This is a genomic window from Lewinella sp. (assembly GCF_050633125.1).
Lineage (GTDB): Bacteria > Bacteroidota > Bacteroidia > Chitinophagales > Saprospiraceae > Lewinella.
The window spans coordinates 1-14,063 of sequence record NZ_JBOEFX010000013.1 but is presented as its reverse complement, the minus strand read 5'-3'; the positions used below and the strand labels follow the sequence as shown (position 1 = coordinate 14,063).

The 14,063-nt window shown below is 46.2% G+C and carries 12 protein-coding genes; 5 read left to right on the top strand and 7 right to left on the bottom strand.

Features of this window, described 5'->3' with window-relative positions:
* Nucleotides 1-247 precede the first annotated feature (247 nt).
* The 4 genes from ACRBG0_RS02860 to ACRBG0_RS02845 all read left to right on the top strand — a co-directional run bounded on the left by ACRBG0_RS02860 (nucleotide 248) and on the right by ACRBG0_RS02845 (nucleotide 6,946).
* Nucleotides 248-781 carry a hypothetical protein gene (locus ACRBG0_RS02860; RefSeq protein ID WP_431485420.1) on the top strand — a complete coding sequence of 178 codons (534 nt, stop codon included), beginning with the start codon at nucleotides 248-250 and terminating at the stop codon, nucleotides 779-781.
* A 238-nt stretch (nucleotides 782-1,019) separates the two neighbouring features.
* Nucleotides 1,020-3,431, top strand: coding sequence for a TonB-dependent receptor (locus tag ACRBG0_RS02855; RefSeq protein WP_431485419.1), 2,412 nt, complete (start codon nucleotides 1,020-1,022; stop codon nucleotides 3,429-3,431).
* Nucleotides 3,432-3,467: 36 nt separating this feature from the next.
* Nucleotides 3,468-4,937 (top strand): carbohydrate-binding protein, encoded by a 1,470-nt coding sequence (locus ACRBG0_RS02850; protein ID WP_431485418.1) that lies wholly within the window; start codon nucleotides 3,468-3,470, stop codon nucleotides 4,935-4,937.
* A gap of 422 nt (nucleotides 4,938-5,359) precedes the next feature.
* Nucleotides 5,360-6,946, top strand: coding sequence for a phytoene desaturase family protein (locus ACRBG0_RS02845; RefSeq protein ID WP_431485417.1), 1,587 nt, complete (start codon nucleotides 5,360-5,362; stop codon nucleotides 6,944-6,946).
* Between the two features lie 322 nt (nucleotides 6,947-7,268).
* On the opposite strand, the gene ACRBG0_RS02840 is transcribed toward ACRBG0_RS02845, so the two are convergent.
* From ACRBG0_RS02840 to ACRBG0_RS02830, 3 genes are all read right to left on the bottom strand, one after another.
* Complete coding sequence (locus tag ACRBG0_RS02840; protein ID WP_431485416.1) at nucleotides 7,269-7,496, bottom strand: hypothetical protein; 228 nt, start codon at nucleotides 7,494-7,496, stop codon at nucleotides 7,269-7,271.
* Between the two features lie 412 nt (nucleotides 7,497-7,908).
* On the bottom strand, nucleotides 7,909-8,604 hold the full coding sequence (locus ACRBG0_RS02835; RefSeq protein ID WP_431485415.1) for a LytR/AlgR family response regulator transcription factor: 696 nt from the start codon (nucleotides 8,602-8,604) through the stop codon (nucleotides 7,909-7,911).
* Entirely contained in the window at nucleotides 8,601-9,764 is a 1,164-nt protein-coding gene (locus tag ACRBG0_RS02830) for a sensor histidine kinase (protein WP_431485414.1), read from the bottom strand. The genes ACRBG0_RS02835 and ACRBG0_RS02830 overlap by 4 nt, the downstream gene beginning before the upstream one ends.
* 209 nt (nucleotides 9,765-9,973) lie before the next feature.
* Here ACRBG0_RS02830 and ACRBG0_RS02825 point away from each other — a divergent pair, with 209 nt between their 5' ends.
* A complete protein-coding gene (locus ACRBG0_RS02825) occupies nucleotides 9,974-11,146 on the top strand; it encodes a metallophosphoesterase (protein WP_431485413.1) in 1,173 nt (390 codons plus the stop codon).
* Between the two features lie 58 nt (nucleotides 11,147-11,204).
* Here the strand turns inward: ACRBG0_RS02825 and ACRBG0_RS02820 are convergent, their stop codons facing one another.
* From ACRBG0_RS02820 to ACRBG0_RS02805, 4 genes are all read right to left on the bottom strand, one after another.
* A complete protein-coding gene (locus ACRBG0_RS02820) occupies nucleotides 11,205-11,510 on the bottom strand; it encodes a hypothetical protein (protein ID WP_431485412.1) in 306 nt (101 codons plus the stop codon).
* A gap of 13 nt (nucleotides 11,511-11,523) precedes the next feature.
* Nucleotides 11,524-12,057: a condensin complex protein MksE gene (locus ACRBG0_RS02815; protein WP_431485411.1), complete on the bottom strand. Its 534-nt coding sequence runs from the start codon at nucleotides 12,055-12,057 to the stop codon at nucleotides 11,524-11,526.
* Nucleotides 12,054-13,265 (bottom strand): hypothetical protein, encoded by a 1,212-nt coding sequence (locus ACRBG0_RS02810; RefSeq protein WP_431485410.1) that lies wholly within the window; start codon nucleotides 13,263-13,265, stop codon nucleotides 12,054-12,056. Before ACRBG0_RS02810 ends, ACRBG0_RS02815 begins: the two co-directional genes overlap by 4 nt.
* On the bottom strand, nucleotides 13,262-14,063 hold an 802-nt coding region (locus ACRBG0_RS02805), incomplete at its 5' end, for a Wadjet anti-phage system protein JetD domain-containing protein (protein ID WP_431485409.1). The genes ACRBG0_RS02805 and ACRBG0_RS02810, both read right to left, overlap by 4 nt.

Below are 14,063 nucleotides of genomic sequence, written 5' to 3'. Positions count from 1 at the left end.
ATTGACAATGTATTTGTGATACTCTCTTGTGATGAGGGATAATGCTCGAAAGTGCTTTTAAGAAAGATAATTGGAGCCATATAAGAAATGTAAGAACATAGAAGACGCTATTTTTTTAAGCTTTAAATGGCCTTGTCGTCTCTTGTATGATTCAATAGCTTATAAAAGTTGGCTGCTTTACATGAAGTGTAATTTTAGGAAAAACCCAGCCATTATTGATTAACTTCGGTTTCTAAATCTCCTGTTTTTGAAAGGTAAAGCCGCTAGCATATTTCTATTCTTCTGTTTGGTAGCACCCATTGTGCTGACCTTTGGCTATTTGCATTACCAAAAGGAACAAACCCGTCGAAAAGTCGAGCGAGAAATCATTAATAGTGGCGACGAAAACGGCCTCGTATTGCTAAAGTTTACCGAAAAAGAATCACAGACACTGCTCCGCTGGGAACATTCCCGAGAGTTTGAGTTTGATGGTCAGATGTATGATATTGTCAAGACCGAAGAAAAAGGGGATACGACCTATTATTGGTGCTGGTGGGATGAAGCCGAAACCAAATTGAACCAGCAACTGGAAGAGCTACTTGTAAGTTCAAGAAATCAACAACCTAGTCAGCATTCCCAGCAAGAAAAGCTTATAGATTTTTTTAAATCGCTGTACTGTATTTACCCTCTGACCTGGGGGGCACGGACGTTTCAGTCCGTACGAATTCCTTATAGTTACGAGTGTCGTTATCGCTCTATTACTCATCCACCTCCTGTGCCGCCGCCGAAGGCGCTTGTCTAAAATGTTATTGTGATCATTGGCGCATCGTAGTCTCCAAACTAACAGGCGCGGAATAAGGATGTACGCATTAATTCGACCTGGGAGAGGTTACACCTGGCTACAATAGCATCTCATTCACATTTATCTTTTCGATTGGTTGTCTATCACCTCAATGAGGTGATGGGCTATGCCTGTATTATTAATTATAATTGTTTTCGGGCTATTTCTGTCGTCAGAAAACAAGTCTTATATGGTCATTATGAAAAAATATTTATCACTATGGTTCTTGCTGGGGGGTGTCCTTTGGTCGCATGCCCAAACAATAACCATTAAAGATCAAGCATCGAATAAACCGCTGGAGTTTGTAACGCTCTTGAGTACAAACCCCGAAGCGTATGCGGTGACTGATGTGAATGGACAAGCAGATGTCTCCAGTTTTAAGGATGCCGATAAGATTGAGATCAGGATGCTTGGCTATAAAGTGTTAACTAAAAGCTATGCTGATCTTGAGTTGGTGGGTTTTAAAATAGCCTTGGAACTGTCTAACCTGAACTTAGAAGAGATTGTGGTTTCTGCTACGCGCTGGCAACAGTCATCAGGTAATGTGCCGATGAAGATCATTTCGATCTCTCCCAAAGATGTTGCGCTCCAGAATCCACAAACCGCAGCAGATTTGCTGGGGATTTCTGGAAAAGTATATATTCAGAAAAGTCAGCAGGGTGGTGGTAGCCCAATGATTCGGGGCTTTGCCACCAACCGCCTTTTATACACCATTGATGGTGTACGGATGAATACGGCCATTTTCAGGGGCGGGAATTTGCAAAATGTGATCAGCCTTGATCCTTTTGCGATAAGTAATACCGAAGTACTCTTTGGCCCAGGCTCCGTTATTTATGGTAGTGATGCCATTGGTGGGGTGATGAGTTTTCAGACGCTTACGCCTCAATTATTCGGAGGTGATAAACCTCTGGTTACAGGGAAAGCCCTAACTCGATATGCTTCGGCCAACAAGGAAAAAACAGGTCATTTTGATGTAAATATTGGTTGGGAAAAATGGGCCTTGGTGACTAGCTTCAGTACCTGGGATTACGACCACTTGCGGCAGGGGAGCAATGGGCCTGAAGATTACCTCAAAGACTATTTTGCACAGCGTCAAGACAGCACCGATGTCGTGGTTATTCAGGACGATCCGCTTTTGCAGATTCCGACGGCTTATTCACAAATAAACATCATGCAGAAGGTGCGTTTCAAACCAAATGAACATTGGGATTTTCAGTTTGGGTTTCACTATTCAGCCACCTCTCCCTACGGTCGGTATGATCGCCACAATCGGGTACGCAATGGGACAGCCCGCTATGCCGAGTGGAACTACGGCCCACAAAAGTGGATGATGAACAATGTGAACGTTGCTCACGAAGGGAGAAATGCGGTCTATGACAAAATGACCCTACGTTTGGCACAACAGTCTTTTGAAGAAAGCCGTATTGACCGGTCTTTAAACCAAAATGATCGCAATACGCAAATCGAAAACGTCGAAGCCTATTCGATTAACCTCGATTTCACGAAGACTTGGGGGCGTAAGCATACCCTCTTTTATGGGGCCGAGTATGTTTTGAATAACATCAAGTCGAAAGGTATTATAACGAATATCACCAGTGGTGAAGCTCAGCAAGGGCCGTCGCGATATCCAGTGTCTGACTGGAATTCTGCGGCTATTTATGTAAATGATGAATTCCGATTTAGAGAAGACCTCACCGTGCAGCTAGGCTTTCGATATAACCAATATGCTATTAATGCGGACTTCACAAATAATCTGGATTTCTATCCTTTTCCGTTTTCAAGGGCTGAGATGAACGAGGGGGCTTTGACCGGCAGTATTGGTGCTGTTTATCGCGCTTTAAAAGGCTACGTAATTAGTGCTAATATCGGAACAGCCTTCCGTTCACCAAACGTGGATGATTTGGGAAAGATTTTCGATTCTGAGCCAGGTGCAGTAACCATCCCGAATCCTAATCTCGAAGCCGAATATGCTTCCAATTTAGATGTAGGAATAGCCAAAGTATTTCATGAAGTTGTCAAGATCGACCTCACTGGTTATTATACCATCTTGCAGAATACCTTGGTGCGTAGGAATTTTCAACTCAACGGTGAGGATAGTATTTTGTATGATGGAACACTTAGCCAGGTACAGGCCATTCAGAATGCCGGAACGACCAAAGTGTATGGTATTCAAGCAGGCTTGGAGTGGGAGCTACCCGCAGGTTTCAGTTTTTCATCATCCATAAACTATCAGGTTGGGGAAGAAGAATTGGATGATGGAACCACCAGTGCTTCCCGCCATGCTGCCCCTTTGTTTGGCGTAAGCCGCTTGATTTACAAAGCAAAGAAGTTGAACTTGCAGTTTTATGCCAACTACCAAGGGGAACGCAAATTTGAAGATTTGGCCAAAGAGGAGCAAGGCAAGGACGAAATATACGCCAAGGATATCAATGGAAATAACTATTCCCCAGCATGGTATACCTTAAATGTTAAGGCATTGTACGATCTGTCAACTATATTTACGATCAGCGCAGGAATGGAGAATCTGACCGATCAGCGTTACCGACCTTACAGTGCAGGTATTTCTGCTCCCGGAAGGAATTTTATCCTTTCTTTGAGTGCTAATTTTTGATTTATCAAGTGCAACAATCTTTAAGTAAACTTTCAAATGAAAAACAATTATCAATTTTTCGTGCTACTGGTATTCCTTTTACCAGTAGCACTCGGCGCTACGCCCGTACAGGTAGAAGCTGAAGACTATGATGCCATGCAAGGCATTGAACTGGAAAACGGCGGCACCAACATCGGCTATTTTGATGATGGCGATTGGCTACGATATGCAGCAATCAATTTTGATGGCGGCTACAATAACATCACCTTTCAAACAGCGAAAGGCAACAACGGTGGAAGCGTAGAAATCCGATTGGATAACCTCAATGGTCCTTTAATCGGCACCTTTTATCCGCAGAATACCTTGGATTGGGCAACTTTTGAAGCACAACTGACAGGTATCGAAGCGGTGACGGGTACCCACGACCTCTACCTCGTTGGCCGGGGAGAAATAGGCGTCTGTAACCTTGATTTTTTCGTCCTTTCGGAAGAAGAAGTCTATGAACCCAATTGGGTGCTGGACTGGGCCGACGAATTCAACGGTAACGCAGTTGATGAAACCTACTGGTCAAAAGTCCATCATGGTAATCCCGACAATGGAGAGCTGCAGTTTTATACGCCACGGCCAGAAAACATTGTCGTATCTGACGGAACCTTAAAACTCATTGCTCGTCAGGAAACCTATACGGGGCAGGGGCCGGCTATGAGTTCTCCCTCCACCCGCAACTATACCTCGGGTAAGATCGAGACCCTGGGGAAAATCACTTTTCAGTATGGTAAGATCGAAGCCAGTATGAAACTCCCTCGCGGTCGTGGTACTTGGCCGGCATTCTGGATGCTGGGCGAAAATATCTTCGATGCAGGTATCGGCTGGCCACGTTGTGGTGAGATCGACATCATGGAGCACGGCCAGGATTTTGACCATCTAGGTGCGGCTATTCACACCCAGGCTTATAATCACACCATTGGTACCCAAATTACGGGGACTTACCAAATTGATGATTACGACACCGGCTTTCATACCTACGGCCTGGTGTGGGATACGGAGGAGATGAGCTTCAGCGTAGATGGAGAGGTTTACATGAAGGTCAGAAAATCCTCTATTGGCGATAGTGAGGGCCAGTGGCCTTTTGATCAACCTTTCTTTATCATCCTCAACCACGCGGTAGGTGGTGCCTGGGGGGGTACACCTGATAACAGTCTCTATCCTCACACTGTGGAGGTCGATTGGGTACGCGTCTACAAAGACGAGCAACCAACATCAACAATAACCCTGGAAGAATCACCTTTGCTGTCTGTTTATCCCAATCCTGCCAAAGATCAGGTGCGGGTAACTATTGGTGGAAACCCTACCTCGGTGACCGTATCCCTCAAAGATTTAACCGGCCGGGAATTGGCAGTAAAGCAGGCCTCTTCTGAGGAACTTTCTTTTGATTTGTCGGGGTTGCCTAGTGGTATCTATTTGGTGACCATGCATGAACAAGCAACTGGACGGTTGTTGCAGTCTTGCAAGGTGCTGAAAGAGTAGAGGGGGTGTTTTTTACCACAATAGACACATAGAATTTCTATTTTCAATAGTAATACATTCCGCCCTGTCGCACAGTGTTCTAAAGCCTGTGTGACGGGGCTACTCGCGATAAATCAAAAGGAACCATGAAAATCACACCCCAGATCGCGCAGGTTAGTTTCCAGACTAACCTGGAAATATCACGTTGGTCTTCGGACCAACAGTTTTTAAATTAATGGTTTATTAGTTCGTTAACTTAAGGTTCTTTGTGTTTTAGGGCTAGTGGATGATGCCCGCTATAAATGAGGAGGAACCACTAATAACTATAAAAGCCATTGATTTGTAGCACAATCTTTTGAAATTTGTGTGTTAGACGTCCGGGCTAAAGCCCAGATTACTTCCAACTATCGAACCAACAACCATCTAACCAACAACCGCTTCTCATGATCCAATCCTATAAAAAGCGCCATGAACTTGCCGACCACTACGATACCATTCTTATCGGTTCAGGAATGGGGAGCTTGACGACGGCTGCTATTTTGGCAAAAGAAGGTCAAAAAGTACTGGTTTTGGAGCGGCATTACACGCCCGGTGGGTTTACACACGTATTCAAGCGCAAGGGCTACGAGTGGGATGTGGGGATTCACTACATCGGAGAGGTACAGCGGCCTAATAGTGTGATTAAGCGTTTGTTTGATTACATCAGCAACGGCCAATTGCAATGGGCGGATATGGGGGAGGTATACGACCGTATCATTCTGGGCGACCGGCATTATGACTTGGTAAAGGGCGTGAAAAACTTTATTGCCCAACTTTCTGCCTATTTTCCAGGGGAAGCAGCAGCCATTGAAAAATACGTCGACCTGGTGTTTGAAGCCAACAAGACCAGTCGCTGGTTTTATATGGACAAGGCGATGTCGCCGCTGCTAAGCAAGCTGTCGGGGCCGTTTATGCGGCGGCCTTTTTTGAAGTTTTCGGATCAGACGACCTATGAGGTTTTGCGTTCGCTTACGGATAACGAAGAACTAATTCGCGTGCTCAGTGGGCAATATGGTGACTATGGTTTGCCGCCGAAGAGGAGTAGTTTTGTGATGCACGCCTCGGTGGCAAGGCATTACTTTGGTGGTGGGAGCTTTCCGGTGGGAGGTTCGTCGCGAATAGTGGATACTGTCGACCCTGTCATTGAAGCCGCTGGCGGAACCATCCTTATCAGTGCCGAGGTAGCGGAAATTGTGGTAGAAGGCAACACCGCCACGGGTGTTCGCATGGCCGATGGGAAGGTATTCACGGCCGAAAATATCGTCAGCGGCGCGGGGGTGATGACAACTTATCAGAAGCTCTTGCCCGCTGCCGTGGTGGCTGATCACCAATTGCTGAAACCTTTGCAGAAGGTAGAGCGTTCGGTAGCTCATGCTTGCTTGTATATCGGATTGCACGGCAGTCCGGAGGAATTACAGTTGCCCAAGACCAATCTTTGGATCTACCCTGGCGATCTTGATCATGATGCTTGTGTGGATCGCTATTTGGAAGATATGGATCAGCCCTTCCCGGTGGTGTATGTTTCGTTCCCCTCGGCCAAAGACCCCGATTGGGATCGCCGCTATCCGGGGAGAAGTACCATTGATATTATCACGCTGGTCCCTTACGAGGCTTTTGCCAATTGGGAAGGCAGCCGCTGGATGAAAAGGGGAGAAGATTACGAGGCCTTCAAGGAGCGTATTGCGCAGCGCCTATTGGCGGTATTGTACAAGCAAATGCCACAGGTGGAAGGCAAAATAGACTGTTACGAATTGTCGACACCGCTAACGACGCAGCACTTTGTCAACTACGATAAAGGAGAAATTTATGGTTTGGACCACAGTCCGCAGCGTTTTCGGCAACGTTTCCTTCAGCCTCGAACGCCTATTAAGAATTTCTACCTTACGGGGCAAGATATCGTGACTGCTGGGGTAGGGGGTGCTCTCTTTTCAGGTGTACTCACAGCTACGGCTATGACGGGCGTGAATGTGTTGGATAAGGTGATGAAGTAGAAACACGTCTCCTAGCCGAGGTCAAGACAAACACAGGGGTGTTGATCGTATGATCGCACTGGTACGATTGGCGCAAAAATCGGCGTTCTATCAAGCCCCTAGCTGCTGGTCGGGAGACCAACGGGATATCACATGTTAGTTCGGAAGCTAACATGCACGATATTTTTAACGCAAGCAATGAATTTAAGTCAGTATAATGAAGAAAGAAAATTGTGTAAACCTAAATTAACCTAAGATGGGCTTTTTAATGTTTTTTTCGTTTTTGTCTTCGGTTCTATATGGAGTAATGTTCTATAGCATTGGAGAAATATTATCAAATCATTTAGAGTCTTTCATTACCATGATAGTAAGAAAGCCTATAAGTGAAGAATTCGATGAAACCAAAGTTAAGGAGATAATTGGTAGAATAGGAGTGTGTTGTAAGGTGATAGGAGTAATTACGATAATAATTGGGATAGCAACTTTGATAATCGGGTTGGCTATGCCCGGATATGATTTTAAGTTCAATTTTTGAAAAAACAACAAATACACATACACAGATAGGTTTCATGATTTTATTCGTGTTTTTTAAGGACCCAACCGTAGATCGAACTGGTCGTTTGGGGCAAAAAAAATAGGGGCGTAAGGCGTAGCCTGGAGCCCGAACGCAGGAACGAACAGGACAAGGGATGGGCAGGAGCCTAGCGTAATCGTATGATCGCAATAGTACGACTGGGGTGTTGATCGCATGATCGCACTGGTACGATTGGCGCAAAAATCGGCGCAAGGTGGAACCTGGAGCCCGGCGCATCCCGATTTTTCGGGAGAGCAGGACAAGGGATGGCAGCGGTATGCGATGCGCAGCATTGCATGAGAGCGAACAGCCCGGTGCCAGTAGTGGCGTTTGCTCCGCAAGGCCACTACTGGCATGGCCCCAAATAAACTAGAATAAGAATTTATGCGGAAGCACGATATTTGGTTCCTTATTCCAACATCCTGTCCACATTCAATTTGTAAATCTTCCCAATGGGGATCACAAATTCCTGGATGAATATGCGGTTTCCTTCAATACTATTGATCCTGTTTTTAGCGACCGCAAACGATTTGTGTACCTGAACGAGTTGGTCAAATTGGAGGGTGGCCAGCAATTCCGATATTTTCTGACGGACGGAGATAGTGTTTTCTGTGGTAATGATTTTGGTATAGTTACCTGAAGCTTCCAGGTAGAGAATGTCGCTGAGCGTAACTTGTAAGTATTTTTTATTGCTGCGCAAAAAGACGCTGTTTTCCACAGTGGTTTCCGATGCCAGGGTAGGGGAAGCAGTCGGTGTAGTATTGACCACCTTGTTCAATGCTTTGAGAAAACGTTCAAAGCTAAAAGGCTTTAGTAAGTAGTCGACGACGTTGAGCTCGAAGCCTTCGAGGGCGTATTCCCGATAGGCGGTGGTAACAATGACCTTGGGGCGAACGGGCAAAGTACGCAAGAATTCGAACCCCTTCAGCTTGGGCATATTGAGGTCGAGAAAGATGAGGTCAACAGGTTGTTGCCGGAGGCATTCGAGGGCTTCGACCGCATCGTAGCAATTTTTGACAAGTTCCAAATGAGGCAACAAATCACAATAGCCCTTGATGATATCGTGGGCAATGTGTTCGTCATCGACAATGAGGTACTTGATCATAATTGGTCAATACTTAGCTGCGCAGTAAAGGTGGTGCCTGTTTTTATGGTGGATAAGTTATGCTTTTTTGGATAAACGAGCTCCAACCTTCTTTTAAGGTTGCTAAGGCCCAGGCCCGGTTGGGTGCTTACTTCTTCGTCATCAAAGTTGTTTTCTACACGTAAAGACACACTATTGGCGGTGGCTTTGAGCGTGAGGTGTACGTAGGCATCTGCGCGAAGGTGTTCTACGCCATGTTTAAAGGCATTCTCCACCAGGATGATAAACAGGAGTGGCATGAGTTGGAGTTGATCGTCTTCTATTTCTGTTACAAAATCCAAGTCGATTTTCTTGTGGTAACGCATCTGATGGAGGTCAAGGTAATTTCTGATGTAGTCGACTTCTTCAGCCAGCGAGACGGTTTCTTTTTGGCCATCATAAATACTGTAGCGCATCATGTCCGACAGCTTTAAAATGAGCTGCTGCGCCTTTTTTGAATCCTTGTCTACGAGACCGTAGAGGTTGTTGAGGATGTTGAAAAAGAAGTGGGGGTTGATCTGACTTTGCAAATGTTGTAACTCGGTTTTGTTCTTTTCAGTTCTTAAATTAAGCAGGAAGCTTATCTGCTTAAATACCCAACGCGTAAACAGAAAAAACAGCGAACAGAAATACAATAGGATGGCAACGCCGAACTGGTCGTGATCACTAAAGTAGTCTTCTCCAATGATCAGCAAAAGGCCATTGCCGACAATGAACAGCCAGTACATCCAGGGAGAAAACCGTGATTTTTCGCTCTCCACGGTGCCGTATGTTGTATTGGTTTGTGGGAAAAAATACGCGTATCCAAATACAGATAGCAAGAAAAGCAACTCTGCAAAAATGATCACAAAAACGATGGAGTGGAAACAGGATTCAATGGCGGCGATCAAGCACAGGACACCAAGTACAAGGATGGTTACCCGAATTTCTTTGTGCCACCATGAGGGGGTAATTGTCCTTTTTTTTCGCTTGTTGATTAACCAAATAAGGGGTAAGTAGAGCACTGTGCCGATGGCAGCAATAGCAAAGAGCGCCCCGGATGCTATGTCAAACTCTGTTAGCATTAGCGCACTGACGAGGAGTAGAAAGGCGAGCCCTAGCCCAAGTAAGGGCCGATTTTTGTTTACGGTTGTCGTTGTCATACTCAAATGTAGCCGGATAAAATCACCCTCACAAACTATTTGATGAACGACCGGCAACGATAGCCGAATGTGCGTAAAAGTGGTAGGAAGTCACTTCGTCACCCGTGTTGATAATTGCGTCACTGTTGGGTGATTGTTGGTCCCTGTTGTTAGTCGCACCGCTAATTCTACCTTTACCTTGAGGCTATTAATTCAACATTAAAAGCACGATGAAAAAACAAATCTTACGCTATCTCAAGCATATTGGACTCACGATTTTGGTATTACTCGCCATCGGGGTGGTTATCCTCCTTAAAGAAAATGGCGCGGTCCATTACGGCGATAATCCGTTGATGAAAAACTTGGATGGGGAGGGGCCTTACCTCTTTTATGAAAATGATACGACACTGACGGTCCATTACATAAAAGGAAATAAAGACGATGGGTTTTATGTCGATCAACAGCTTTACCCAGCGGACTCTTCCTTTTCACTTGCGTGTCCATTTCCGCTGGATAGCAGCAGTTTTGAGATGGTCATCAACACGAAACACGAAATACCACCTACTATCTTCGAGGACGAGCAACCCATCGTGGCGATTTCTGATATAGAGAGTGGTTACAAAACGTTCCGTGATTTTCTGATCCAACAACAAGTAATTGATGCCGGTTTAAACTGGATATTTGGCAAAGGGCACCTGGTTTTGGTTGGAGACTTTGTCGACCGGGGCTATTCTACAACCCAAGTGCTTTGGTTTATTTATAAACTGGAACAGGAGGCCACAAAGCAAGGTGGCAAGGTACACTATATAATAGGCAACCACGAACTGAAAAATATGCAGGGCAAGTTTGAATCAGCCTCGCCCAAGTACTTTGGTGTAGCAGCCATATTAGGCAAGCAAATACATCATTTGCTTGATGCCAATTCCTTTTTGGGCCGTTGGATGGCCAGCAAAAATACGGTTGAACTGATCAATGGTCACCTTTTTGTACACGGTGGCCTGCACCCCGATTTGGCTACCACCGAGGTAAGCTTATCTGAGATCAATGCCATCAATCGTGCCAATTACTACTTGCCTTATTTCCCTAAAACCGAAAAGAATGCCGAGCAATTAGTGCTCTCCAACCGGACGGGCGTCTGCTGGTATCGCGGCTACTTTCGGGAAGATCTGACCCAGGAGCAGGTGGATGCGCCGCTGGATAAATTCAATGCGAAAGCTGTAGTCGTAGGCCACACGATCCAATCTAAAGTCAATCGTAGCTTCGCTGGCCGGGTGATCGGTATCGACGTCAGTCATCCTAAAGATTACCACAAAAACTGGCCCAATAAACAATCAGAAGGCCTGCTGATTAAAGGAGGAAAGTACTACCGTCTTTTACACGATGGGGAGAGGGAGGAGATTTGATGGGGGTGGACTGGGCTTCAGCCCGGCCGAACGTTGGGTTTAAACCCCATTGCTATTACTAGCAAATAGTATGGTAAAACATAACCGCAAGGAAAATATCAACAGCAGCTAAAGTTATTGCTACTAACCACCTTAAAATACGCTGCTGCTTCCTCAGTAGGTATTGAATTACAATAAATCCCCCTGTACTTAATAGAACTATTAATACATCCACTGGATGGAGGCCGCAAAAAAAGGTGTATCCACTCAATGAAAAACTAGCCACTAGAATAATTGCTGATAAAATGACGACATAAAGGTCTTTACGGATAATTCTTGCATTTTTTGCATTTAAGTCCTCGTCTAAAACATCGTTTTTGTCCATGTCCAGCTGTTTTTTACCCTTCCTTTTGCGCCATCATCTCCCGCATATTCAGCTCCCGCGCGTACTCCAGGAAATACCTATGCGCTGGTGTAAACTGAAACTGATCGTCATCAATACGCTTGATGAGGCCACGGCGGGCTAGCAGCTGGTAAAACTTCTGCCGCTGATTGGCATTGCGCAAGCGGTCGGTAGCTTCCATGACATTGTAGTAGGATGATTGCTCAAAACGGTCTTCCCATTCGGTGATGGAAAAGGTGTTGAAAGACAAAATCTCCAACAGGTTGCCATCTTGATGATCCAATTCATAGCAGAGGATGGCGAGGTAGACACAGATCGAACGCGCGACATTATCCGAGTCTTTGCTGCTCTTCAATAGGGCATAGTCGGCAGTGATACTCACGTCTAGTCGGAAGGATTCGTGGAAAAATTTGGTGTAAAAATCCTTGTTTTCCCGCAAAGACAAAAAAGCGGCTTCGCCCTCCAGCAGGAAACGCCCCTCGGAGAGTAAGGCCTTGACAATCTCGTAATGTGCTGGTGGATAGGTCATTGTTCTTCTGGTTTTATCGTCACTTGGAAAAGCGGTAGGATATAATGTTGCTCATTGAGTTTCACGCGCTGCCGCTGGCCGCTAAACACCAACTCGTACTGTTCCTCAGCGCTAAAAAGGAGGCTGGTTAGTTCAAAAAGATCGCTTTCTTGCCGACTGGCAGGATGGTCTGCTATAGCCTTCAAGCACCAGGTGAAAAAGTCGCTGATGGGTAGGGCTGCTTTCATTCGCTTGCGGTACAGTTGGCGATCCAGCAAGGGTGTTTCCTGCACCACAGGCCCGTCCGATAACTTGATACGGGCAGCCTGCCGTTGTTGCTGAAACTGCTCCATGTAGATTTTGAGGTCGGCAGCCGTTTGGTCACCGAAGATGTTTTGCGGGTTCCGTTTCGCGAAATCAGGAACAGAAAGCAAGAGCGGACGCTCTAAAAATACCAGCCAACCGCCCAGGACTTCACTCTCGCGCTTGATTCGCTCAATGAGGGGCGTAAGCTCTCGGCGGATGACATCGCTTTCGCGTTGCAGGCGGGTGTTTACTTGCCGCAAGAGGTTGTCCAGCTGCTCGTAGCGTTCAATAACGGAGGGTGGGTAGTTGGCCATCCGGTCCAGGTTGATATCGCGACCGATGTTTTGTAGCAACGACGCAATGGAGTTGGCATCATTGAGGTTCACAATCCGGTTGAGTGGGTCGATGTATTGCTCTATCAACAAGCGTGCTTCCTTGACTCGCTCAGCGTAGGTCATCTGCTGGCGGTTTACCTTCAGTCGCTGGCTCCGTTTGAGTAGGGTGTAGGTGTTGTTGGTCACATTGTCCAGAAAACTCTGCACCTCGTTATAGAGGTGTTCGAGCCGCAAGCTGCGGGTTTTGTCCTCCAAATCTGGGCGAATGGTCAGCAGTTCATAAACATCCTGAATCGAAGTATGGTAGCGCCGCAACTGTTCCGGCAGCAGTGGTTTAAACTCTTGCATCAGGAAACCCAAATAAGCACCTACTTCTTCTGCCAGTCGGTAGTCGTCACCCACTGGGCGCAGGATTTTGAAGGCCGATAATCGTCGCGTCACAATATCTCCCTTGTGGCGCGTAATCTCCTCGAAACTTTCGGTGGGGATAAGGTTTTTTTTCAGTTGAATACGGTACAATTGGCTCAACGATTCGAAGTTGTCTTCGATAAAGCGCATGATCGTCCTTGGTTCTGCTTTCAAGATCATAGCGCTGGTTTTTGTATTGAAAATACGGCTTGCTGCTCCAAAAACTTGTTGGTTCTACTCAATAAAGACAAGATGCGAAGTGCATCAGGATCATCACTATCTTGCAGGCGTTTGGTGATCACGGCTCCTTTTTTCAAAGGTTTGGATTTGGTTGCCCACAGCGTGTCTAAATCTTCCGGGAGGTAGAGCCTTGTTTGTGGAAACTGTTCGCGGAAACGCAAATATTCATCCAGTCCGGTAAAATCCCAATCGCCGAAATGCAGTATTTCTTTGGCATCCAAACCTGCTAGGGTTTTGAGACCAAGGCGCCCGTAGGTGTGTGCGAAAATCCATTCTTTACCCAATAGTCGCTCTGCTTTTACAAAGGTGTCAAGGTTTTCAACGAGGCATAATTTTTCCACTTTCAACTGTGGTTTTACCACCGAAAAGCTAGAAAAATGCTCCGTGAAGTAAGCCAAATCTACCTGTTCTCCATTGACGGAGATCACCTGCCAGCCGCGCAGCAGCACCACGCCAATACTTTCTTTTTTGCCGCCTTTGCTGTCGCGATAGCGTTTTACATTGGCAATACCGTCTCCGGCGGTGGCGATGTGTCGTCCAGGGAAACGATTGTCCAGAAAGCGTTCCAACGCAGCCAAGTCGGCGGGCATCAGTACTTGTCCGGCGCCGCGTCTCACTTTCGTCAATACACCTGTCGCCAGCAATTCGCTCAAGGAATTGCCATTTTTGACCGATTTGGGCACATTGCCCCAGGCCAACTGCTCGCCAGCGGCCAATCGGCTAAAGGTGCGGAGCTCA

What these genes read in the sequence shown, in the direction of transcription:
- ACRBG0_RS02855 (WP_431485419.1), top strand. Translation starts at nt 1,020, where the DNA reads ATGAAAAAATATTTATCACTATGGTTCTTGCTGGGGGGTGTCCTTTGG.
- ACRBG0_RS02850 (WP_431485418.1), top strand. Translation starts at nt 3,468, where the DNA reads ATGAAAAACAATTATCAATTTTTCGTGCTACTGGTATTCCTTTTACCA.
- ACRBG0_RS02845 (WP_431485417.1), top strand. Translation starts at nt 5,360, where the DNA reads ATGATCCAATCCTATAAAAAGCGCCATGAACTTGCCGACCACTACGAT.
- ACRBG0_RS02840 (WP_431485416.1), bottom strand. Translation starts at nt 7,496, where the DNA reads ATGAAACCTATCTGTGTATGTGTATTTGTTGTTTTTTCAAAAATTGAA.
- ACRBG0_RS02835 (WP_431485415.1), bottom strand. Translation starts at nt 8,604, where the DNA reads ATGATCAAGTACCTCATTGTCGATGACGAACACATTGCCCACGATATC.
- ACRBG0_RS02830 (WP_431485414.1), bottom strand. Translation starts at nt 9,764, where the DNA reads ATGACAACGACAACCGTAAACAAAAATCGGCCCTTACTTGGGCTAGGG.
- ACRBG0_RS02825 (WP_431485413.1), top strand. Translation starts at nt 9,974, where the DNA reads ATGAAAAAACAAATCTTACGCTATCTCAAGCATATTGGACTCACGATT.
- ACRBG0_RS02820 (WP_431485412.1), bottom strand. Translation starts at nt 11,510, where the DNA reads ATGGACAAAAACGATGTTTTAGACGAGGACTTAAATGCAAAAAATGCA.
- ACRBG0_RS02815 (WP_431485411.1), bottom strand. Translation starts at nt 12,057, where the DNA reads ATGACCTATCCACCAGCACATTACGAGATTGTCAAGGCCTTACTCTCC.
- ACRBG0_RS02810 (WP_431485410.1), bottom strand. Translation starts at nt 13,265, where the DNA reads ATGATCTTGAAAGCAGAACCAAGGACGATCATGCGCTTTATCGAAGAC.